The organism is Streptomyces thermocarboxydovorans (assembly GCF_039524635.1).
In the GTDB taxonomy this organism is placed as follows: domain Bacteria; phylum Actinomycetota; class Actinomycetes; order Streptomycetales; family Streptomycetaceae; genus Streptomyces; species Streptomyces thermocarboxydovorans.
In genome coordinates this window covers 21,520-41,432 of the sequence record NZ_BAAAGU010000015.1, presented here as the reverse complement: position 1 = coordinate 41,432, position 19,913 = coordinate 21,520, and the positions used below count along the sequence as shown (strand labels likewise).

General features: G+C 71.1%; 21 protein-coding genes. 9 read left to right on the top strand and 12 right to left on the bottom strand.

Translation table 11 applies throughout. The annotated features are described in order from the left end of the window. Positions 1 to 6: 6 nt before the first annotated feature. Positions 7 to 471: a MarR family winged helix-turn-helix transcriptional regulator gene (locus tag ABD198_RS09290; RefSeq protein WP_343999332.1), complete on the bottom strand. Its 465-nt coding sequence runs from the start codon at positions 469 to 471 to the stop codon at positions 7 to 9. A gap of 250 nt (positions 472 to 721) precedes the next feature. On the opposite strand from ABD198_RS09290, the gene ABD198_RS09285 reads away from it, so the two are divergent. The 9 genes from ABD198_RS09285 (at position 722) to ABD198_RS09245 (ending at position 9,067) form a co-directional block, all read left to right on the top strand. Next, a complete protein-coding gene (locus tag ABD198_RS09285; protein WP_343999331.1) occupies positions 722 to 1,504 on the top strand; it encodes a CoA transferase subunit A in 783 nt (260 codons plus the stop codon). Then, positions 1,504 to 2,172, top strand: a complete 669-nt coding sequence (locus tag ABD198_RS09280; protein WP_343999330.1) for a CoA transferase subunit B — start codon at positions 1,504 to 1,506, stop codon at positions 2,170 to 2,172. The genes ABD198_RS09285 and ABD198_RS09280 overlap by 1 nt, the downstream gene beginning before the upstream one ends. 2 nt (positions 2,173 to 2,174) lie before the next feature. Continuing rightward, on the top strand, positions 2,175 to 3,377 hold the full coding sequence (locus tag ABD198_RS09275) for a thiolase family protein (protein ID WP_343999370.1): 1,203 nt from the start codon (positions 2,175 to 2,177) through the stop codon (positions 3,375 to 3,377). A 19-nt stretch (positions 3,378 to 3,396) separates the two neighbouring features. Then, the gene (gene pcaH, locus ABD198_RS09270) at positions 3,397 to 4,170 is read left to right on the top strand and encodes a protocatechuate 3,4-dioxygenase subunit beta (protein WP_343999329.1); all 774 of its coding nucleotides are present in this window, start codon (positions 3,397 to 3,399) and stop codon (positions 4,168 to 4,170) included. A 6-nt stretch (positions 4,171 to 4,176) separates the two neighbouring features. Beyond that, positions 4,177 to 4,782 carry a protocatechuate 3,4-dioxygenase subunit alpha gene (gene pcaG / locus ABD198_RS09265; protein ID WP_343999328.1) on the top strand — a complete coding sequence of 202 codons (606 nt, stop codon included), beginning with the start codon at positions 4,177 to 4,179 and terminating at the stop codon, positions 4,780 to 4,782. Then, positions 4,779 to 6,125, top strand: a complete 1,347-nt coding sequence (gene pcaB / locus ABD198_RS09260) for a 3-carboxy-cis,cis-muconate cycloisomerase (RefSeq protein WP_343999327.1) — start codon at positions 4,779 to 4,781, stop codon at positions 6,123 to 6,125. The genes pcaG and pcaB overlap by 4 nt, the downstream gene beginning before the upstream one ends. Beyond that, positions 6,122 to 7,240 (top strand): bifunctional 3-oxoadipate enol-lactonase/4-carboxymuconolactone decarboxylase PcaDC, encoded by a 1,119-nt coding sequence (pcaDC, locus tag ABD198_RS09255; protein WP_343999326.1) that lies wholly within the window; start codon positions 6,122 to 6,124, stop codon positions 7,238 to 7,240. The genes pcaB and pcaDC overlap by 4 nt, the downstream gene beginning before the upstream one ends. 233 nt (positions 7,241 to 7,473) lie before the next feature. Next, complete coding sequence (locus tag ABD198_RS09250) at positions 7,474 to 8,010, top strand: phosphate-starvation-inducible PsiE family protein (protein ID WP_343999325.1); 537 nt, start codon at positions 7,474 to 7,476, stop codon at positions 8,008 to 8,010. A gap of 607 nt (positions 8,011 to 8,617) precedes the next feature. After that, positions 8,618 to 9,067: a DUF1931 family protein gene (locus ABD198_RS09245; RefSeq protein WP_343999324.1), complete on the top strand. Its 450-nt coding sequence runs from the start codon at positions 8,618 to 8,620 to the stop codon at positions 9,065 to 9,067. 133 nt (positions 9,068 to 9,200) lie between these two features. Here the strand turns inward: ABD198_RS09245 and ABD198_RS09240 are convergent, their stop codons facing one another. The 11 genes from ABD198_RS09240 to ABD198_RS09190 form a co-directional block, all read right to left on the bottom strand. After that, positions 9,201 to 9,596 (bottom strand): DUF2267 domain-containing protein, encoded by a 396-nt coding sequence (locus tag ABD198_RS09240; protein ID WP_343999323.1) that lies wholly within the window; start codon positions 9,594 to 9,596, stop codon positions 9,201 to 9,203. A 70-nt stretch (positions 9,597 to 9,666) separates the two neighbouring features. Continuing rightward, positions 9,667 to 10,059 (bottom strand): DUF2267 domain-containing protein, encoded by a 393-nt coding sequence (locus ABD198_RS09235; RefSeq protein ID WP_343999322.1) that lies wholly within the window; start codon positions 10,057 to 10,059, stop codon positions 9,667 to 9,669. A gap of 20 nt (positions 10,060 to 10,079) precedes the next feature. Then, positions 10,080 to 12,011 (bottom strand): MFS transporter, encoded by a 1,932-nt coding sequence (locus ABD198_RS09230; RefSeq protein ID WP_343999321.1) that lies wholly within the window; start codon positions 12,009 to 12,011, stop codon positions 10,080 to 10,082. A gap of 465 nt (positions 12,012 to 12,476) precedes the next feature. After that, entirely contained in the window at positions 12,477 to 12,974 is a 498-nt protein-coding gene (locus ABD198_RS09225) for an Hsp20/alpha crystallin family protein (RefSeq protein WP_343999320.1), read from the bottom strand. A gap of 43 nt (positions 12,975 to 13,017) precedes the next feature. After that, positions 13,018 to 14,799 carry an FAD-dependent oxidoreductase gene (locus ABD198_RS09220; RefSeq protein WP_343999319.1) on the bottom strand — a complete coding sequence of 594 codons (1,782 nt, stop codon included), beginning with the start codon at positions 14,797 to 14,799 and terminating at the stop codon, positions 13,018 to 13,020. After that, the gene (locus ABD198_RS09215) at positions 14,799 to 14,930 is read right to left on the bottom strand and encodes a hypothetical protein (RefSeq protein ID WP_343999318.1); all 132 of its coding nucleotides are present in this window, start codon (positions 14,928 to 14,930) and stop codon (positions 14,799 to 14,801) included. The genes ABD198_RS09220 and ABD198_RS09215 overlap by 1 nt, the downstream gene beginning before the upstream one ends. A gap of 6 nt (positions 14,931 to 14,936) precedes the next feature. Continuing rightward, positions 14,937 to 15,395 carry a thioredoxin gene (trxA, locus tag ABD198_RS09210; protein ID WP_343999317.1) on the bottom strand — a complete coding sequence of 153 codons (459 nt, stop codon included), beginning with the start codon at positions 15,393 to 15,395 and terminating at the stop codon, positions 14,937 to 14,939. Beyond that, positions 15,392 to 18,031, bottom strand: a complete 2,640-nt coding sequence (gene clpB / locus ABD198_RS09205) for an ATP-dependent chaperone ClpB (RefSeq protein WP_343999316.1) — start codon at positions 18,029 to 18,031, stop codon at positions 15,392 to 15,394. The genes trxA and clpB overlap by 4 nt, the downstream gene beginning before the upstream one ends. After that, a complete protein-coding gene (locus ABD198_RS09200; protein ID WP_343999315.1) occupies positions 18,022 to 18,390 on the bottom strand; it encodes a chaperone modulator CbpM in 369 nt (122 codons plus the stop codon). The genes clpB and ABD198_RS09200 overlap by 10 nt, the downstream gene beginning before the upstream one ends. Then, entirely contained in the window at positions 18,387 to 19,322 is a 936-nt protein-coding gene (locus ABD198_RS09195; protein ID WP_343999314.1) for a DnaJ C-terminal domain-containing protein, read from the bottom strand. The genes ABD198_RS09200 and ABD198_RS09195 overlap by 4 nt, the downstream gene beginning before the upstream one ends. Before the next feature lie 6 nt (positions 19,323 to 19,328). Next, positions 19,329 to 19,913, bottom strand: a complete 585-nt coding sequence (locus ABD198_RS09190) for a nucleotide exchange factor GrpE (protein ID WP_343999312.1) — start codon at positions 19,911 to 19,913, stop codon at positions 19,329 to 19,331.

The window sequence follows — 19,913 nt, the reverse complement described above, 5'->3', positions numbered from 1 at the left end:
CGACGATCAGGGGTGCGCGACGAGATCGTCCGCCGGCGCGCGAAGTTCGTCGGCGGCGTCGGTCACGCGCTGGATGAGGGAGAAGAACAGTGTCCGCTCCTCGGCGGAGAGCGGCGCCAGGAAGACCTGGTTCATCCGCGCGGTGCGCACCGTCAGCTTGCGATGGGCCCGCAGACCGTCGTCGGTCAGACGCAACAGACAGCGCCGGCCGTCCTGCGGATCGCGGACCTTGTCGAGGAACCCGCGCCGGATGAGCCGGCTGACGACCTCCGCGATGGTCGAGCGGTCGAGTCCGACCCGCTCCCCCACCGTTCGCTGGTCGAGGCCGGGTTCGGCGACGAGCGTGTTGAGGACGGCGAACTGCGGCGAGGTGATCTCCTCGGAGACCATCGTGTTCCACAGCAGGTGGTGCGCCTGCTGGAGCCGCCGGGCGAGGTGCCCCGGGTGGGAGTTCAGGTCCACCGCTGCCATCTGTACTCCTCGGTATCCGCGCCATTCCCTGCGATCCACTCCGTGCACTGAACGATACCAGCCGACCGGCACCTCAACCCCGCCCCCTTCGACCGCTCCCCCCTTCCCGACCGGCCCTCATCGGAGGCCTTGACGGCCTCATCGAGAAGTGGGAGCGTACGAAAACCTCACCCGGACAGTCAGTGCACTGACCAATTCCCAGATGCTCAGCGCACTGACTATTGCTGCGACAAGAGATGAGGCTGTACCGATGAACAAGGTGGTGCCGACAGCCGCCGAGGCGGTGGCGGACGTGCCGGACGGTGCGACGCTGGCGGTCGGCGGATTCGGGCTGAGCGGCGTACCGAACGTGCTGATCCAGGCACTGTACGAGCGCGGCGTCGGCGGACTGGGCGTGGTCTCCAACAACTGCGGGGCGCTGGACTCGGGGCTCGCGGTGCTGCTGGCGGCCGGCCGGATCGCCCGCGTGACCGGGTCCTACATCGGGGCCAACAAAGAGTTCGCACGGCAGTACCTGGCCGGCGAGCTGGAGGTCGAGATGATCCCGCAGGGCACGCTGGCCGAGCGGCTCCGCGCCGGCGGGGCGGGGATCCCCGCCTTCTACACCCCGGCCGGCGTGGGCACCCAGGTCGCCGACGGCGGGCTGCCGTGGCGCTACGACGGCAGCGGCGGCGTGGCGCTGGCCTCGCCGCCGAAGGAGGTCCGCGAGTTCGACGGGACCGAGTACGTGCTGGAGCGCGGCATCCGCACGGACTTCGCCCTCGTACGGGCCGCGAAGGGCGACCGGCACGGCAACCTCGTGTTCGGCAAGTCCTCGCGCAACTTCAACCCGCTGGCCGCGATGGCCGGGCGCGTGACGATCGCCGAGGTCGAGGAGCTCGTCGAACCCGGCGCCATCGATCCGGACGCGGTGCATCTGCCGGGCATCTTCGTGCAGCGGGTGGTCGCGCTCACCCCGGAGCAGGCGGCGGACAAGCAGATCGAGCGGCGCACGGTCACGGCGCCTGCGGCACGAGGGACGGTGAACGGCTGATGGCCTGGACACGTGAGGAGATGGCCGCCCGCGCGGCGCGCGAGCTGAAGGACGGTCAGTACGTCAACCTCGGCATCGGCCTGCCGACGCTGATCCCCAACCATCTCCCGGCGGGCGTCGAGGTGATCCTCGAGTCGGAGAACGGCATTCTGGGCACCGGTCCGTACCCGACGGAGGACCAGGTCGACCCGGACCTGATCAACGCGGGCAAGGAGACCGTCACGGTCCTGCCGGGCGCGTCCTTCTTCGACTCGTCCCTGTCGTTCGCGATGATCCGCGGCGGGCACATCGACGTCGCCGTGCTCGGCGCCATGCAGGTCTCCGAGAAGGGGGACCTGGCGAACTGGGCCGTCCCCGGCAAGATGATCACCGGCATCGGAGGCGCGATGGACCTGGTGCACGGCGCCCGCACCGTCATCGTCGTCATGACGCACACCGCGAAGGACGGCTCGCCGAAGATCCTGTCCGAGTGCACGCTGCCGCTGACGGGCAAGGCGTGCGTGGACCGGATCATCACCGATCTCGGTGTGCTGGACGTGACCCCCGACGGGCTGGCACTCGTCGAGACGGCACCGGGCGTCACCGTCGAGGAGATCGCCGCGAAGACCGCCGCCCGGATCCGCGTCGCGGAAGAACTCGAGCAGCTCACCGAGGAGATCGCGTCATGAGTCTGCGCGACGTCTACATCGTCGATGCCGTCCGCACCCCCATCGGCCGCTACAACGGCGCCCTGGCCGCGGTCCGCCCGGACGACCTGGCCGCCCACGTCATCCGCGAACTCCTCGCCCGTACGCCCGGCCTCGACCCCTCGCGCGTCGAGGACGTCTGCTTCGGCAACGCCAACGGCGCCGGCGAGGAGAACCGCAACGTCGCCCGCATGGCCGCCCTGCTGGCCGGCCTGCCCACCTCCGTGCCCGGTGTGACCGTGAACCGGCTGTGCGCCTCCGGCCTGGAGGCCGTGATCCAGGCCGCCCGCACCATCGCCTGCGGCGACGCCCGCATCGCCCTCGCCGGCGGCGTGGAGTCGATGACGCGCGCCCCGTACGTCCTGCCCAAGAACGACAGGCCGTTCCCGGCCGGGCACACCGAGCTGTACTCCACCACCCTGGGCTGGCGGATGGTCAACCCCGCGATGGCGCCGCAGTGGACGATCCCGCTGGGCGAGTCGGCCGAACTCATCGCCGGCAAGCACCGGATCGGCCGCGAGCAGCAGGACGAGTTCGCCCTGAACTCCCACCGGAAGGCGGCCGCGGCGCAGGCGGAGGATCTGTTCGATGCGGAACTCGTTCCCGTGCCCGTGCCGCAGCGCAAGGGCGACCCGGTGCTCCACGCGGTCGACGAGTGCGTCCGCCCCGACGCCTCCCTCGAGAAGATGGCCGGGCTCAGGCCGTCCTTCCGCAAGGAGAACGGCACGGTGACGGCGGGCAACGCCTCGCCGCTCAACGACGGCGCCGCGGCCCTGCTCCTGGCCGACGAGGAAGGGCTGAAGGCGACCGGCCGCGAACCACTGGCCCGGATCTCCGCGACCGGCGTGAACGCCGTCGACCCCCACCTCTTCGGGCTCGCACCCGTCGAGGCCGTCAACCGGGCGCTGGCGAAGGCGGGCAGGTCCTTCGCCGATCTGGACGTGCTGGAGCTGAACGAGGCGTTCGCCGCCCAGGTCCTCGGCTGTGTGGCCGAATGGCCGGAGTTCGACCCGTCGGTCCTCAACCCGCAGGGCGGCGCCATCGCTCTCGGTCATCCCCTGGGCGCCTCCGGTGCCCGCCTGGCCGGCACCGTCGCCCACCAGCTGGCGCGCAAGGGCGGCGGCACCGGCGTCGCCACCCTCTGCATCGGCGTCGGCCAGGGCCTCGCTCTCGTCCTCGAACGTTAGGAAGCGCACAGGTATCCCCATGACTCTCACCCAGCAGGACATCGACCGGGAGATCGCGGCCGAGCACGCCGCGTACGAGAAGCGTGTCGCCGACGGCGCCCCGGTCGTGCACCATCCGCGCCGCGACTACGCGCCGTACCGCTCCTCGCTGCTGCGCCACCCGAAGCGGACGCCGGTCGCCATCGACGTCGGCAAGGACCCGGAGTCGGTGGAGCTGCACTCCCCCGCCTTCGGCGAGCGGGACATCACCGAGACCGACAACGACCTCACCCGGCAGCACACCGGGGAGCCGATCGGCGAGCGCATCACCGTCTCCGGCCGGCTGCTTGACCGCGACGGGCGTCCGGTCCGCGGCCAGCTCATCGAGATATGGCAGGCCAACTCGGCGGGCCGCTACGCGCACCAGCGTGAGCAGCACGACGCCCCGCTGGACCCGAACTTCACCGGCGTGGGCCGCACCCTCACCGACGACGAGGGCCGCTACCACTTCACCACCATCCAGCCGGGCCCCTACCCCTGGCGCCAGCACCTCAACGCCTGGCGGCCCGCCCATATCCACTTCTCGGTCTTCGGCACGTCGTTCACCCAGCGGCTGGTGACGCAGATGTACTTCCCCGGCGATCCCCTGATCCCGTACGACCCGATCATCCAGTCGGTGACGGACGACGCCGCACGGCAGCGGCTGATCGCGACATACGACCACGACCTGTCGGTGCCGGAGTTCTCGATGGGGTACCGCTGGGACATCGTGCTCGACGGACCCCGGGCCACCTGGATGGAAGAGGGGCGCTGACCCGCCATGACGAAGATCGACACCACCCGTCCGGAGACCGTGCTGCCCACCCCGTCGCACACGGTCGGCCCCTTCTACGGCCACGCCCTGCCCTTCCCCGGCGGCGGCGACATCGCGCCCGTCGGCCACCCGGACACCATCGCCCTCCAGGGCTACGTGTACGACGGCAACGGCGACCCGGTGCCGGACGCCCTCGTGGAGCTGTGGGGACCGGACCCGGACGGCGACGTGCCCCAGGTCGACGGCTCGATGCGGCGCGACCCGGCGACGGGCGGCTTCCTCGGGCGCAACGGCGTGGAGTTCACCGGATTCGGGCGGATCCAGACCGACGCGAACGGTCACTGGTCCGCGCGCACGCTCCGGCCCGGAGCGCGCGGCCGCGGCGCGCCGCACCTGAGCGTGTGCGTCTTCGCCCGCGGTCTGCTCGTCCACCTGTTCACCCGGATCTATCTGCCGGACGACGAGGCGGCGCTGTCCGCGGACCCGCTGCTGTCCCAGCTGGACGAGGAGCGACGCGGCACGCTCATCGCCAGGGGACAGGGCAACGGCACGTACCGTTTCGACATCCGCCTTCAGGGCGAGGGCGAGACGGTCTTCCTGGAGTTCCAGTGACAGCGGCCGATTCCGGCACCGGGCTCCTCGCCCCCGGATGGGCCGGCACCGCGGCAGCCGCCGAGACGACGGACACGGCGTTCCTGCGGGCGCTGCTCGACGCGGAGGCCGCCCTCACCCGGGTCCAGTCCACCGCGGGGCTCGCCCCGGCGGAGGCGGCGAGGGCGGTGACGGAGGCCGTAGACCCGGCCCGCTTCGACGTCGCGTCCCTCGCTCTACAGGCCCGCGGCGGCGGGAACCCGGTGATCCCCGTGGTCGCGGCGCTCACCCGGGCCGTGGGCGAGGAGCACGGCCCGTACGTGCACCGCGGGGCGACCAGCCAGGACATCATGGACACGGCGACGATGCTGATCGCCCGCCGCGTACTCGCGGTGGTCCTCACCGATCTGGAGCGCTGCGCGCGGGCGTTGGCCGGACTGGCCGCCGAGCACCGTGACACGCCGATGGCCGGCCGGACGCTGACCCAGCACGCCGTACCGACGACGTTCGGGCTGAAGGCGGCCGGGTGGCGGGCGCTGGTGCTGGACGCACGGGACCGGGTGAGGCGGGTCCGCGACTCGCTGCCCGCACAGCTCGGCGGAGCGGCGGGGACGCTGGCGGCGTTCACGGCGTACGGAGCCGAGGACGCCACGGCGCTCCCGGGTGCGTACGCCCGCGAACTGGGCCTCGCGGAACCGGTGTTGCCCTGGCACACGCTGCGGACGCCGGTGGCCGATCTCGCCGGCTGCCTCGCCTTCGCCGCCGGCGCGCTGGGCAAGCTCGCGGCGGACGTCCTCACCCTGTCCCGTACCGAGATCGCGGAGGTGTCCGAGGGCAGCGGTGGCGGCTCGTCGGCCATGCCGCACAAGGCGAACCCGGTCCGCTCGACGCTGATCGCGGCGGCGGCCCGGCGAGCGCCGCAGCTCGCGGCCACGCTGTACGGCTCGCTGGTGGCCGAGGACGAACGGCCGGCCGGGGCCTGGCACGCCGAGTGGGAACCGCTCAGGGACCTGCTCCGCCTCGTCGGCGGTGCCGCCCGGGACGCCGCCGAGCTGACCGAGGGGCTGCGGGTGCACCCGGACGCGATGCGCGAACACCTCGGCCTCACCCGCGGACTGATCGTCTCCGAACGGCTTTCCGCCGAGCTGGCCCCGGTTCTCGGCCGTGCCCGGGCCAAGGACCTCCTGACGTCACTGGCGCGAAGGGCGTACGAGGAGGGCCGCGACCTGGCGGAACTGCTCACCGCGGAGCCCGAACTGAAGGAGGTCGAACTGCAGGAGGTCGATGTCTCCGCGCTCATCGACGCCTCCCGTTACACCGGTTCCGCCGGACACCTCACCGACCGTGCCCTGGAGCGACGTTGACAAGTGAGCTGCTCAACCACCGCGTCGAAGGCCCCCCTTCGGCTCCCCCACTGCTGCTGGGCCCCTCGCTCGGCACCTCGTACGCCCTCTGGGACCAGGTGGCGCCCGAACTGTCGGCCACGCACCGGGTGGTCCGGTGGGACCTGCCGGGGCACGGCGGTTCGCCGGCAGGGCTGATCGGTCCCGGTGCGAGCGTGGGCGATCTCGCCGGGCTGGTGCTCGCGCTGGCCGACTCGCTCGGCATCGAGCGCTTCTCCTACGCCGGTGTCTCACTGGGCGGGGCGGTGGGACTGCACCTGGCCGTGCACCGGCCGGACCGGCTCTCCTCCTTGGCCGTGATCTGTTCCTCGGCGCACTTCAACGGGGCCGGGCCGTGGGAGGAACGGGCCGCGCTGGTGCGCCGTGAAGGGCTGGCCGGGCTCGCCGAGAGCGCCGACGCCCGCTGGTTCACGTCCGGGTTCACCGTGCCGCGGCTGGTCCGGGACCACCGGGAGGCCGACCCGCACGCGTACGCCGCCTGTTGCGACGCGCTGGCCGCGTTCGACCTGCGCGACCGGCTGGCGGAGATCACTGTTCCCACGCTGGCCATCGCCGGGCGGGAGGACCCGGCCACACCGCCGGCGCATCTGCGGGAGATCGCGGACGCCGTGCCCGGTGCCGCGCTGGTGGAACTCGCCGGGGCCTCGCACCTGGCGCCCGCCCAGCGCCCGGAGGCGGTGCTGACGGCGTTGCGGACGCACTTCGGTGAACCCGCCCGGCGCGGCATGGAGGTGCGCCGGGAGGTGCTGGGCGACGCGCACGTCGACCGGGCGCAGGCGCGGCAGACGCCGTTCACCGCCCGCTTCCAGGACTTCATCTCCCGCTACGCCTGGGGCGAGATCTGGACCGACCCGACCCTCGCCCGTCGCGAACGCAGCATGATCACCCTCACGGCGCTGGTCGCACACGGCCACTATGACGAACTCGCCATGCACGTGCGCGCGGCCCGCCGCAACGGACTCACCCCTGAGGAGATCGGCGCGGTGCTGCTCCAGACCGCGGTGTACTGCGGGGTCCCGGCGGCCAACTCGGCGTTCGCCGTCGCCCAGCGAGTGCTGGAGGAGGAGGCCGAGTAGCCGGGTCCGACACACACTGTGGGAGCGGAACCCGGATCTGCGTTCCGCTCCCACTTCCGCACCCGGCCTCACGAAGCTCTGTCAGCGCGGACCGCACTCCTTGAAGGACGACCCCGTCCCGCGGGCGAGCTGTCGAGCCACTTGCTGACCTGGAGGCAGCCATCAGGGCCCTGACCTGAGGAAACACCCCCCGTCGGCCGCACGCCGCGCCTGCGGGCCGGGGGACTCCTAGCATGTTGCCTGTGCGACCGATTCTCCCGAAGATCGAGGGCAACCGGCTGCAGGGCGTCCTGCAGCTCGTCGAGGACGGCATTCACCTCGTCATCGCCGGCCTCCTGGTGCTGCTCGCGGGGCTCCTGACGGTCGAGGTCGTCCGCGACCTCGTCGACGCGCTTCAGGGGCCGTACCGCGCGGAGACGGTCGTTCTCAGCGCCCTGGACAACGGCCTTGTGCTGTTCATCGTCGCCGAACTGCTCCACACCGTCCGCCTCACCATCCGGAACCGGACCCTAGACGCGGAGCCGTTCCTCGTCGTCGGCCTGATCGCCGGCATCCGCAAGGTGCTCATCGTCACGGCCGAGGCGGAGAAGTCCTTCCGGTGGAAGGTCGAGGGGATCGAACTGCTCGTCCTGGCGGGGCTGATCCTCGTGATGGCGGCAGCGGTGTACGTGTGGCGGCGCTCGACCCGGCCGGGAGACTACTTCCCGCTTCAGGAGGCGCGTCGCTCCCCGCCGCCGGAGCCCTCACCCACCTCGGTGTCCGGGTCCTGATCCGTCGCCTTCCGCACCCCACGGCCGCCCCGTCCGCAGCTGGGCCGACACGTGTCCGGAAGCCGTTCGTGCCGCGGGTTCACTCCGAGGGCTTGTCATCGCGGTAGTCCTGGAGGGTGCGCGGCGTTCCTGTTCGCGCTTGGAGTAGGCGGCTGCCCGGATCGCCTCGTCGCTCTCCAGGCCCGATCCCAGCGCGCCGCCCACGGTGGCGACCGAAGCCACGAACCAGGACAACGTCAGGTACTGCGCGGCGTCCAGTGGCTTCCGTGTCGCGGAGGCGAACATCTGGCGTCGGATGCCCCGCGATCCGAGGTGCCCGCAGACGCCACCGAGTAACGTCGATTCCGCATGACACGCCGCCTCCGCCGCCGGGGGGCACCCCGTACGTAGCCGCTCGGCGACGCGATGTTCCCCTGCCGTCGATCCGCAGTCGATCCGCACGCCCGTCCGACTCCCCGGGCGGCCGGACGCCTGGGCCTGGCAGGGCAACACAGGGAGGCTAATTGGGCCCGGTATGCGCATGCGTTCGCGCACTTTTCTCGGTCAGGCTGGCTGGCAGACCCAGGGGGCGGGAGCCCTCGCGAGCCCGCAGCTGGAGGTTGCCGTCATGACCGTGATGTCCATCGCCAGGTTCGAAAGGTTCTTCCGCGTGGCCGGGGGGCTTGACGTCGACAAGAACGACCTCAAGCGCTACAGCGACTTCGTCGACGCCAAGCTCTACGGTCTGCTGACCGTCGCCCAGGCCACCGCCAAGGCCAACGGGCGCGACGTCATCCGCCTGTGCGACCTGCCCATAACGAAGGGCCTGCAGGAGAGCATTCACAACTTCCGGAAGATCGACCATGAAATAGAGCTCAAGCCGATCCTGGAACAGCTCGCCGCCCACCCCACTCTGGACCGCACGCCCGACGAGGAGACCGAGGCGGCCTATCCGGAGATCATCGGCGGGCTCAGCCTGGCCCTTGCCCAGAGCTTCAAGATCCTCCACCCCGACCTGAAGAACCCCCAGACCCAGCACTGGGACGAGGCTCGAGCCGTCTTCGACCTTCTGCTGTGAGCCCGCCGCGGCGCCGCGTCCCCGTCGGGCTCGTCCCGCGGTTGAGCGGTCGTCCCGCGGTGGAGCGGGACCTCCCCGGACCGGATTTCGGACCGGATCCCGGACCGGATTTCGGACCGGATTTCGGACCGGATCACGGCAGGAGCGCGGCGAACGAGTGCGGCACCCGGGATTTGAGGTGCTGCCATTCGCCGGCGCTCACATGGCGCTGCAGGGATTTCAGTACGGTGCGCACCAGCCTCTCGCTGCCGCCCTCGACCGCGTAGGGGAATTCGCTCCGGACCCGTGCGAAGAACTCCTCGTTGCTCATCCTCATGGGCGTATCGGCCGGTTTCCAGCCGTCGTAGTAGACGCCTCGGACGATGGTCGGCAGCTGGGCACCGAACTGTACGGCTGTCTCGACCGGGAGACGATCCCGGAGCGGGTGCAGCACGGCCCGCAGCGCCGCATACGACTGCTTGCGCCGGTCCTTGGGCCACTCGAAGGCCTCCTCGACGTCTTTGAGGAGCCGATTGGCCTTGTCCACCATGGTGTCGAACGATGAGAAACCTGTTTCAACCATTTGTCGTTGGCCTTTCGTTTCCGGGTGCCTCACGGGCTCAGTCCGCGAGGTCGGCCTTGCCGAACAGGACCGCGTAACTGGAGGGGAGCTGGCTGATGATCTGATTCAGCTCTCCCCCGGTGACGGCGTCGGCGACGGTGGTCAGCACCGCGCCGGCGTCCCACTGCGCGGTACGGGGCCGGGCGCGGGTGCGCTCGGCGACCCGGCGGTAGAACTCTTCGATCCCGAAGCTCTCGGCCTGCTGCGGCGCGGCACGGTTCAGAACGTCTCCCAGCGGGTCGGGCAGCTGGGACGCGAGATCCCTGACCTCTCCCGGGCTGATCCGATGGGCCAGCACCTCCAGCACGGCATTGGTGACGTCCGCGGCTTCGTCCCGGTCGTTGTACTCGCCTCGCTCGCGCACCCGGGCAAGGAATTCGTCATATTTCATCGCTGCCTCCTCTGTACCGGTCAGCGCCGGTCATGCGGGTCGTCCGGTGCGTTGTCGGACCGGTCGCGTCCGTCCGCCGGCGCGTAGCGGTCCTTGCCGACGGCCTTGACCCTGGACTCCCGCTCGGACTCACGCAGGGCACGGCGGAAGCGCCGGGGGCCCCAGGAACGCCCGTCCACGGCCTGTTTGAGGCTTTGGCGGCTCGTCGGACCGGATTCCTGGACCGCGTGGGTGATCTGCTCGATCTCGTCGTCGAGGCGTTGTTCCGACATGGCGGACGTACGGCTTGCCGGGCCCGCGGTGCCGACCATCCCCGGCGAGTACATCCTGCTGCCCTGCCCGGTGCCCGGACGATAGCGGCGGGCTCCGGCGCGGTGCCGCTGCCGGCGGCGGGCAGTGCGGTCGGCGATCCGCCGGTCCCGCTCGTGCGCCGCCTGCTGGACCTCTGCCGGCCGGAGACGGTCTCGTTCGTCCTGCGGCGCGGGCTCGCCGCGCCAGTCCGCCTCCGCCTCCTCGGCGGTGAGCGGCCGGGCGATGTTCTCCAGGGACTGCTGTTCGGCCCGCACACCGAAGACGACCTCGGCGAGCCCGCCCAGTGCCATGGCCGCCGCTCCGACGAGGAAGCCTATGGCCACCAGGTCCGCGTCGCCCGTGTGGATCAAGTGGCCGAACAGCAGCGGTCCGGTGATCCCGCCCACTGCCGTGCCGACGGCGAAGAACAGCGAGATGGACAGGGCCCGGGTCTCCATGGGGAAGACCTCGCTCACCGTCAGGTAGGCGGAACTCGCTCCCGCGGAGGCCACGAAGAAGGTCAGCGAGACCAGCAGGAAGAACCACGCTGTGGTCAGGGAGCCGGTGATCATCAGGGCGGCGAGGACGGTGGCCACGGCTGCCGAGGCGACGTAGGTGCCCGTGATCATCGGTTTCCTGCCGACGGTGTCGAACAGCCGGCCGAGGAGGAGCGGCCCGAGGAAGTTGACGATCGCGAAGACGGCGAGGAAGTAGGGGACCGTGCCGGAGCCGATGTCGAAGAATCCGCTCAGGATCGTGCCCAGGTCGAAGACGATCGCGTTGTACAGGAACGCCTGTCCGATGAAGAGCGCCAGGCCGAGAAGGGCGCGCCTCGGGTACCGCCGCAGGGCCACGCCGGCGATCTCCCTGAACGGGATGACCTTGCGCTGCCGCACGGTGACCGCCTCGCCGGGTTCCGGCAGCTCCCGGCCGGTCTCCTCGCGCACCTCGGCCTCGATCCGGTCGACGATGCGTTCGGCTTCGTCCTCATGCCCGTGAATGAACAGCCAGCGCGGGCTCTCCGGAACGTGGCGGCGTACCAGCATGATTCCCAGGCCCAGAACGCCGCCCAGGCCGAAGGCCAGCCGCCAGCCGAGGTCGGCCGCCAGCAGGCTCTCGTTGAGAAGCAGCACGGCGACCAGGCTGCCGAGCGCCGAACCGACCCAGTAGCTGCCGTTGATGGCCAGATCCACTTGCCCCCGGTTGCGCGCGGGGATCAGCTCGTCGATGGCCGAGTTGATCGCGGCGTACTCTCCGCCGATGCCCATACCCGTGATGAAGCGGGCGAGGTAGAGGTACCAGGCGTCATGGGCGAACGCGGTCGCGACGGTGGCGAGGACATAGATGCCGAGCGTGAGCATGAACAGCTTCTTGCGCCCGAAGCGGTCGGTGAGCCTGCCGAACAGCAGAGCGCCGACGCAGGCGCCCGCCACGTAGATGGCGGCGGCGGTGCCTATGTCGGCGCTGGTCAGGTCGATGCCGCTGTCCGCCTCGGTCATACGGGCGGCGACCGCCCCGACGATCGTCACCTCGAGGCCGTCCAGAATCCAGACGGTTCCCAGGCCGACGACGATCCGCCAGTGGAAGCGGGACCAGGGCAGCCGGTCCAGCCGGGCGGGAACCTTGGTGGTGACCACGCCGAGCTCGGAGGTGGCGGTCATGCCACGCCTCCTCGTTCAGGTCGGCAGGCTGACGCCGGGGGTGGGACAGAACAGGACGGAACACGCCAGTGCGGATAACGTGGTCCCCCATGCTGCGCTGCCACCTTCTGGGACACCGGTTCCGCTTCTTCCACGAGGGCGACACGATGCTCTGGCACTGCGCGCGCGGATGCGGGGCAGAGGGGAGCAAGCGCTACCCGACGGCCCGGGACGCGGAGCTTTACGCACGGGCGTTCGACCGCGAGGACCGGGCGGACATGGGACGGCGAGCACCGCTGGGGCTCCTCCCCCTTCGGCTGGTGCGCGCCTGGCGCCGGCGCCGTGACGGGGCCGGTGGCGGACCGCATGCCGCGCCTCGATCGCGCTGAGGAGCTGTGGTGGACGACGTCGTTCATGAGTCACCCCCGGAGGTCGAGCCCCGGCCCGGCCGCGGTTCCGGACGCCGTCCGGAACCGCGGCTGCCTCTCAGGTGCTGCTCTCCGTGCTTTCACTCGTTTCGCTGATCTCGATGTGCCGGGGCCTGGCGACCTCGGCCTTGGGGACGGTGATGGTGAGCACACCGTCCGTCATCTGCGCTGTGATCTTCTCCGTGTCGGCCTCCACGGGCAGCCGCCACCGGTACTCGAAGGCCCCGGAACGGCGGGTGCTCCGGCGCAGGACGCCTTTGCGTTCCTTCTCCTTGATCTCTCCGCTGACGACCAGTTCCTGACTGCTCGCCTCGACGTCGACATCCTCGCTCTTGACGCCGGGGAGTTCGATCTCGACGTGGAAGGCGTCGTCGGACTCCGTGACATCCGCCATGGGTGTCCACGCGCGTGCGGGCGCCGTGCCCCCGACGGTGGATTCGAGCAGCCCGCTCATCTCGTTGAGCAGCTGATCGAACTCCATGAGCGGATTGCGCGCCCAGCCCAAGGGCCTCTCCCGGATCACGCCACCGGGGCTACGCCGTACGGGCATCGTCATTTCCCTCGCCTCCTCTTGTTGTGATCTCGTCTCACGCCGGGTGTCATGCGAGCCAAGCGGACTCCTTCGGACGCAGGTGCGGGAAGCTGTCGGTGCCGCCGGGCACGGCCGTGCGGTCGAGGTAGCGGTGCACGAAGTGGATGCTCATCGCGCCCTCGCCGACTGCGGAGGCCACGCGTTTCACCGAACCGCTGCGGACGTCACCGGCGGCGAAGACGCCGGGAAGGCTGGTCTCCAGGGTCAGGCAGTCGCGGCCCTGGCCCTGCCACAGTCCGGGAACGGAGCAGGCCTGTGCCTCCGCTCCGGTGAGCACATAGCCGCGTGCGTCGAGCGCGATCGCGCCGGACAGCCATCCGGTGTGGGGGTCGGCGCCGGTGAAGACGAACAGGGCGCGCACTCCGAGGTCGCGCTGCCGGCCCGTACGGAGATCGACCACCGTGACCGACTCGAGCGACTTCTCGCCGGACGCCTCGGTGATCCGGGTGTGCAGCAGCACGCGCACCCGCGGGTGGCGCTCGATCTGATCGATCAGGTAGCGGGACATGTGCGCCTCGAGGCTCGGCCCGCGGACCAGCAGATACACCTCCGGCGCGAACTGCGCGAGAAAGAGCACGGCCTGCCCCGCGGAGTTGCCGCCGCCCACCACCGCCACGGGGTCGGAACGGCACTGCTGGGCTTCGTGGACCGTGGCCGAGTAGTGCACGCTCGAGCCCTCCAGCGGCTCGATGCCGGGCACATCGAGGCGGCGGTAGCGAGCGCCGGTGGCCAGGACGACGGCACGGGCCGTGATCTCGCTGCCGTCGGTGAAGCCGACGGCGAAGTGGTCGTCCCGTGCTTCGAGCCGGGCCGCCTCCGCCGGGACGCTGATCCGGGCGCCGAACTTCTCCGCCTGGAGCACAGCGCGCTCGGTGAGTTCAGCACCGGAGATGCCGGAGGGGAAGCCGAAGCAGTTGTCGATGCGGAAGGACGTCCCGGCCTGGCCGCCAGTGGCCAGCGCCTCGACCACGGTCGTGCCGAGGCCCTCCGAAGCGGCGGCCACCGCGGCGGCGAGGCCGGCCGGACCGGAACCGACGATGAGGAGATCGCCGCGGCCGTTGCCCGACGGCAGGGGCGGCAGGCCGATCAGCCGGGCCAGTTCGGCGTTGCTCGGGTTGCGCAGCAGGGTCGTGTCCCGCCAGATCACCAGCGGCGTCTGTTCCGGACCGACGGCGAAGCGGCGCAGCAGCGCCTCGGCCTCCTGGTCCGTCTCCAGATCGATCCAGCGGTACGGCAGCCGGTTGCGGGCGGCGAACTCACGCAGCCGCCGTGTGTCGGGCGAATAGCGTGAGCCGATGATGCGGAACCCGGCGCCCTGCCCGACGAGCAGGGCACGGCGGCCCAGACAGGCGCGCAGCACCACATCGCCGAGGAGGGAGTCCCGGGTCACCAGATCACGCAGCTGGTCGATGGACAGGGCGAGGATTTCGCCCGGGTTCCTGACCACGGCGGTGTAGAAGGCGATCTGTCCGTGCGCGAGGCCCAGTTCGCCGATGAAGCGGCCAGGGCCGTGCACCCGGAGCAGGTGTTCGTCGGGTGTGCCGTAGCCCTCGACGACGGCCACCGCGCCGCTGAGGATGACGTAGAACGTCTCGCACCGCTCCCCCTCCCGGATCAGCACGTCACCGGCGTCGACAGCGCGCCGCCGGCCGTGCTGTGCCAGGCGGGCCGTCTGGTCGTCCGACAGGCGGGGATAGGCGCCGTAGATGTCGGGCGTCTCGAGGGGGACGCTCTTGTCCGCCTCGTCCCGCACAGGCGCCGCGCCCGGCTGCGTCTCGTCGCGGGGCATCACTCGAACGCCTCGTGGACGAGGCACCACCGGACCCGGGCGGAATGCGCGGCCGGACATTCCTCGCAGCCCGGGGTGCGCGGGGTGACGGGGTGTACGAGGGCGAGGCGGGGGTCGGTCCGTACGGTCATGGCCGATCATCCTTTCCCGGCCGGTTGGTGGCCGGCGATCGACTGTTCCACCCAGCGCCGCAGGGCAGCGGCAGGCGCGGCCCCCGCCTGCCGGGCGATGGTCTGCCCTTTGTCGAGGATCAGCAGCGTCGGTACCGCCTGGACCTCGAAGCGCTGTGCCAGGCGCGGGTTCTTGTCGATGTCGACCTTGACGAGCTTGATCTTTCCCGCGAGATCGGCGGCGACCTTCTCCAGCGCCGGGCTCACCATGCGGCAGGGGCCGCACCAGGTGGCCCACAGGTCGACGACGACAGGGACGGCCGCCTGCTCGGCGACCTCGGCGAAGTCGTCGTCGCCCGCTTCGGCCGTCCACGGCAGAGGCTGCTTGCAGTTGCCGCACCTGGGGCGGCCCTCGGCGGCCACGGGCACCCGGTTGGTGCGCCCGCAGTGCGGGCAGGTGACGTTGGTGGCGCGCACGGTGCTCATGCCGCCCTCGCTCCCTGCGCGTCCTCCGGCTGGTCGTAGGTGACCACCAGCTCTCCGTGCTCGGCGTCGACGCGGGCCTTCGCGCCGTCCTGGACATCGCCACGCAGCAGGGCGCGCCCGACGAGTGTCTCGACCTCGTGGGAGATGTAGCGCCGCAGCGGCCGGGCCCCGTACACCGGGTCGTAGCCCTGGTGCGCGATCAGCTCGCGGGCCTTGTCCGTGAGTTCGACCGTGATGCGGCGTTCGGCGAGGCGGCGGCGCAGTTCGTCGAACTGCAGCTCCACGATCCGCTCGATCTGCGCCTCACCGAGCGGTTTGAACAGCACGATGTCGTCGACCCGGTTGAGGAACTCCGGGCGGAAGTGCCCACGCAGCTCGCCCATCACCAGGGCGCGGGCGTCCGGCTTGATCTCCCCTTCGGCGGTGGCGCCCTCGAGGAGGTGCTCGGAGCCGATGTTGGACGTCATGATGATCACGGTGTTGCGGAAGTCGACGGTGCGGCCCTGAGCATCGGTGACGCGGCCGTCGTCGAGGATCTGCAGCAGGGTGTTGAAGACATCGGTGTGCGCCTTCTCGATCTCGTCGAACAGCACCACGGAGTACGGCTTGCGGCGCACGGCCTCGGTGAGCTGGCCGCCCTCCTCGTAACCGACGTATCCGGGCGGCGCTCCCACGAGGCGGCTGACGGTGTGCCGCTCCTGGTACTCGCTCATGTCGAGGCGGACCATGTTCTCCTCGGCGTCGAACAGGGCCCGGGCGAGGGTCTTGGCCAGCTCCGTCTTCCCCACGCCGGTGGGCCCGAGGAAGATGAACGAGCCGATGGGACGGCGAGGGTCGCGGATGCCGGAGCGGGCGCGGATGATGGCGTCGGCGACGAGCTTGACGGCCTCGTCCTGGCCGATGACGCGCTCACGCAGGATCTCGTCCAGGCGCAGCAGCTTCTCGCGTTCGCCCTCCTTCAGGCGGGCGACGGGGATGCCGGTCCAGGCGGCGACGATGTCGGCGATCTCCTCCTCGGTGACGACCTCCCGCAGCAGCCGGTTCTCCCCTTGTTTGGCGGCCAGTTGCTCCTCCTCGGCCGCCAGCCGGCGTTCGAGGTCCTGGAGGCGGCCGTAGCGGAGTTCGGCGGCGCGGTTGAGGTCGTAGGCGCGTTCGGCCTCTTCCGCCTCGTGGCGGACCTGCTCCAGTTCCTGGCGCAGGTCCTGCACGCGGCGGATGGCCTGCCGTTCGGCCTCCCACTGGGCGTGTTTGGCGTCGGCCTCGGCGCGCAGGTCGGCGAGTTCCTTGCGCAGTTCCTCCAGGCGTGCCTTGCTGGCGGGGTCGGTCTCCTTGGACAGGGCGGCCTCCTCGATCTCCAGGCGGGTGACGCGGCGGGTGATCTCGTCGAGTTCGGCGGGCATCGAGTCGATCTCGGTGCGCAGCCGGGCGCAGGCCTCGTCGACGAGGTCGATCGCCTTGTCGGGCAGGAACCGGTCAGTGATGTAGCGGTGGGAGAGCGTCGCCGCCGCGACCAGCGCGGTGTCCTGGATCTTGACGCCGTGGAAGACCTCCAGCCGTTCGCGCAGTCCGCGCAGGATGGAGACGGTGTCCTCCACGCTGGGTTCGTCCACCAGGACCTGCTGGAAGCGGCGTTCGAGGGCGGCGTCCTTCTCGATGTGCTTGCGGTACTCGTCCAGGGTGGTCGCGCCGATCATGTGCAGTTCGCCGCGTGCCAGCATGGGCTTGAGCATGTTGCCCGCGTCCATGGCTCCTTCGGCGCCGCCCGCGCCGACGACCGTGTGCAACTCGTCGACGAAGAGCAGGATCCGCCCCTCCGCGGCCTTGACCTCGCTCAGCACGGCCTTCAGGCGTTCCTCGAACTCGCCGCGGTACTTGGCGCCCGCCACGAGCGAACCCATATCGAGGGCGAAAATCGTCTTGTCGCGCAGCCCTTCGGGCACGTCACCGCGCACGATGCGCTGGGCGAGCCCCTCGACGATGGCGGTCTTGCCGACGCCGGGGTCACCGATCAGGACAGGGTTGTTCTTGCTCTTGCGGCTGAGGATCTGGGTGACGCGGCGGATCTCGGCGTCCCGGCCGATCACCGGGTCGAGCCGCCCGGTCCTGGCTTCGGCGACCAGGTCACGGCCGTACTTCTCGAGGGCCTCGTAGGCCGTCTCCGGGTTGGCCGAGGTCACGCGCTGGTTACCGCGGACCTGGGTGAGGGCCCCGAGGAACGACTCCCGGGTGACGCCGTGCTCCTTCAGCAGGCGCCCGGCGGCGGTCGACGGGCCCTCCTCGGCCAGGGCCAGCAGCAGGTGCTCCACGGAGACGTACTCGTCCTTGAGGCGTTTCGCCTCCCGCTCGGCCGCGTCCAGCAGCCGGGCCAGACGCTGGGTGACGAAGACCTGGCCGGGCGCCGCCCCCGGGCCGGTCACCTTGGGCCGGCGGGAGAGTTCCTCGCGTACGGCCGCGCGCAGCTCCTCGGGCTCGGTGCCCGCCTGCTGCAGCAGCCGCGGGATCAGGCCCTCCTCCTGTTCGAGGAGGGCGAGCAGCAGATGCTCGCCGTCGACCTCGGTGTGGCTCAGGCGGCCGGCGACGCTCTGCGCCTCCTGCAGGGCTTCCTGTGACCTCTGGGTCAGGCGGTTCATGTCCATGGCGGCAGATCACTCCTCACGCCTGCACGCCGCAGCGCGGCTTCGAGCAAGCTGATGCGGTCGAGCAGGTCGAGCACCAGACCGAGGGATGCGTAGTTCAGGCACAGTCCGGTGCGCAGTCGCTGGACGCGGGCCAGGGCCGCCGGGGCGCTGGGGGGAAACACCAGCTGCCCGGAGGCGTCACGGTCGGCGTCCACCAGTCCGAGGGCGACGAACCGGCGGATCAGGTCGGGATGCAGGCCTGAGCGGCGGGCCACCGTCTCGAGGGAGAGTCTGGGCACGGGCACGATCGCGTACTGCACACCCACCTGGGCCGCGGGTGCGTAGGACGGGCGGGCCTCGGCCTGTCGGTCGCTCATCGGGTCCTCCTGGGGTCGAAGGCGGAGACAGCGGCCAGTTCCTCCCACAGCTCGCGTTCGCGGTCGCTCAGCCGGGGCGGCACCATGATCCGCAGCTCCGCGTACAGGTCCCCGTTCGCGCCATGCGGGCCCGGCATGCCCTCGCCGCGCAGCCTCAGACGCCGGCCGCTGGAGGACCCGGCAGGCACGGTCACCTTCGCCGTGGCACCGCTCGGCGTGGGCACCGGGACCGTCGCGCCCAGCGCGGCCTCCCAGGGAGTGACCTCGAGCTCCACATGGACGTCCCGGCCGTCGAGACGGAACCGGGGGTGCGGCTTGATCCGCACGCGCAGATACAGATCGCCCGCGGGAGCGCCCCCGCTGCCGCGGCCGCCCTCGCCCGCCAGCCGGATGCGCTGGCCGTCGGTGACGCCGGGCGGCACGTCCACCTCGTAGCGCCGCTGCCCCGAGGGCCCGGCGAGGGTGACGGTGCGGCGGCCTCCGCGATAGGCCTCCTCGACGGTGAGCGGCAGCTCGGCCTCCTGGTCGGCTCCGGGGACACGCATCCGTCCGGCGCCGCCGAAGAACGAGCCGAACAGGTCGTCGATGTCGATGCCCTCCGTGTCGAAGCCGCTGGTGGCGTAGCGGACCCGAGGGCCGCCGGCGGTGGTCCACCTGAAGCCGCTGCCGGCTCCCGCGCCGGCGGCGACCCGTTCCTCCCAGTCCTCCGGGACTTTCCGGAAGTCCTCGCCGAAGCGGTCGTAGCGGGCTCGCTGCTTTGGATCGGACAGGACGCTGAAGGCCTCGTTGATCTCCTTGAACCGCTCCTCCGCCCCGGGGTCCTTGTTGATGTCGGGGTGGTACCTGCGGGCCAGGGTGCGGTAGGCCCGCTGGATCTCGTCCCGGTCGGCGGTGCGCGGAACGCCGAGCACCTCGTAGTAGTCGCGTGCCATGGACGGTCACTCCCGCTTGGCCACGGTCACGGCGGCGGGCCGCAGCTGCCGCTGGCCCTCCCCGTATCCGGGGCGCAGCACCTGGACCACGGTGTTGGGATCGGCGTCGGGATCCTCGACCACGCCGACCACCTCGTGCCGGGCGGGGTCGAACGGCACACCCTTTTCCGCATGGCGCGGGTAGCCGAGCCGTTCCAGGACGTGCACGGCCTGGTCACGCACGGCCCGGACGCCTTCGATGATCGCGCCGGGGTCGGCGGCCGCGTGGCTCAGGGCGAGGTCCAGGTTGTCGATGACGGGCAGGAAGGCCGCCGCCGTACGGGCGCGTTCGGCCGCGGCCTCCCGCTCCAGCTCCCTGGCGTGGCGTTTGCGCAGGTTGTCGAGGTCGGCCAGGGCGCGTCGCCAGCGGTCCTCGGCCTCTCGCAGCGCGGCCGCGTGCTCCTCGTCAGGTGCAGCGGTGCCGGATGCGGCGTCGGGTCCCGGCTCGGTCTCCTCGCCCGGCGGTCCGGGCTGTGGCAGGTCCTCGCGGGGAGGCTGCTCGGCGCCTTCCTGTGGGCGATCGGGTTCCGGGCCCTGGGGTGGGATGGCCAT

Coding starts and splice junctions, on each gene's coding strand:
- ABD198_RS09285 (WP_343999331.1), top strand. CDS start 722: ATGAACAAGGTGGTGCCGACAGCCGCCGAGGCGGTGGCGGACGTGCCG.
- ABD198_RS09225 (WP_343999320.1), bottom strand. CDS start 12,974: ATGACGATGCCCGTACGGCGTAGCCCCGGTGGCGTGATCCGGGAGAGG.
- ABD198_RS09200 (WP_343999315.1), bottom strand. CDS start 18,390: ATGAGCGACCGACAGGCCGAGGCCCGCCCGTCCTACGCACCCGCGGCC.
- clpB (WP_343999316.1), bottom strand. CDS start 18,031: ATGGACATGAACCGCCTGACCCAGAGGTCACAGGAAGCCCTGCAGGAG.
- ABD198_RS09220 (WP_343999319.1), bottom strand. CDS start 14,799: ATGCCCCGCGACGAGACGCAGCCGGGCGCGGCGCCTGTGCGGGACGAG.
- ABD198_RS09240 (WP_343999323.1), bottom strand. CDS start 9,596: ATGGTGGACAAGGCCAATCGGCTCCTCAAAGACGTCGAGGAGGCCTTC.
- ABD198_RS09215 (WP_343999318.1), bottom strand. CDS start 14,930: ATGACCGTACGGACCGACCCCCGCCTCGCCCTCGTACACCCCGTCACC.
- ABD198_RS09190 (WP_343999312.1), bottom strand. CDS start 19,913: ATGGCCATCCCACCCCAGGGCCCGGAACCCGATCGCCCACAGGAAGGC.
- trxA (WP_343999317.1), bottom strand. CDS start 15,395: ATGAGCACCGTGCGCGCCACCAACGTCACCTGCCCGCACTGCGGGCGC.
- ABD198_RS09235 (WP_343999322.1), bottom strand. CDS start 10,059: ATGAAATATGACGAATTCCTTGCCCGGGTGCGCGAGCGAGGCGAGTAC.
- pcaH (WP_343999329.1), top strand. CDS start 3,397: ATGACTCTCACCCAGCAGGACATCGACCGGGAGATCGCGGCCGAGCAC.
- ABD198_RS09290 (WP_343999332.1), bottom strand. CDS start 471: ATGGCAGCGGTGGACCTGAACTCCCACCCGGGGCACCTCGCCCGGCGG.
- pcaG (WP_343999328.1), top strand. CDS start 4,177: ATGACGAAGATCGACACCACCCGTCCGGAGACCGTGCTGCCCACCCCG.
- ABD198_RS09280 (WP_343999330.1), top strand. CDS start 1,504: ATGGCCTGGACACGTGAGGAGATGGCCGCCCGCGCGGCGCGCGAGCTG.
- ABD198_RS09250 (WP_343999325.1), top strand. CDS start 7,474: ATGTTGCCTGTGCGACCGATTCTCCCGAAGATCGAGGGCAACCGGCTG.
- ABD198_RS09230 (WP_343999321.1), bottom strand. CDS start 12,011: ATGACCGCCACCTCCGAGCTCGGCGTGGTCACCACCAAGGTTCCCGCC.
- ABD198_RS09195 (WP_343999314.1), bottom strand. CDS start 19,322: ATGGCACGCGACTACTACGAGGTGCTCGGCGTTCCGCGCACCGCCGAC.
- ABD198_RS09245 (WP_343999324.1), top strand. CDS start 8,618: ATGACCGTGATGTCCATCGCCAGGTTCGAAAGGTTCTTCCGCGTGGCC.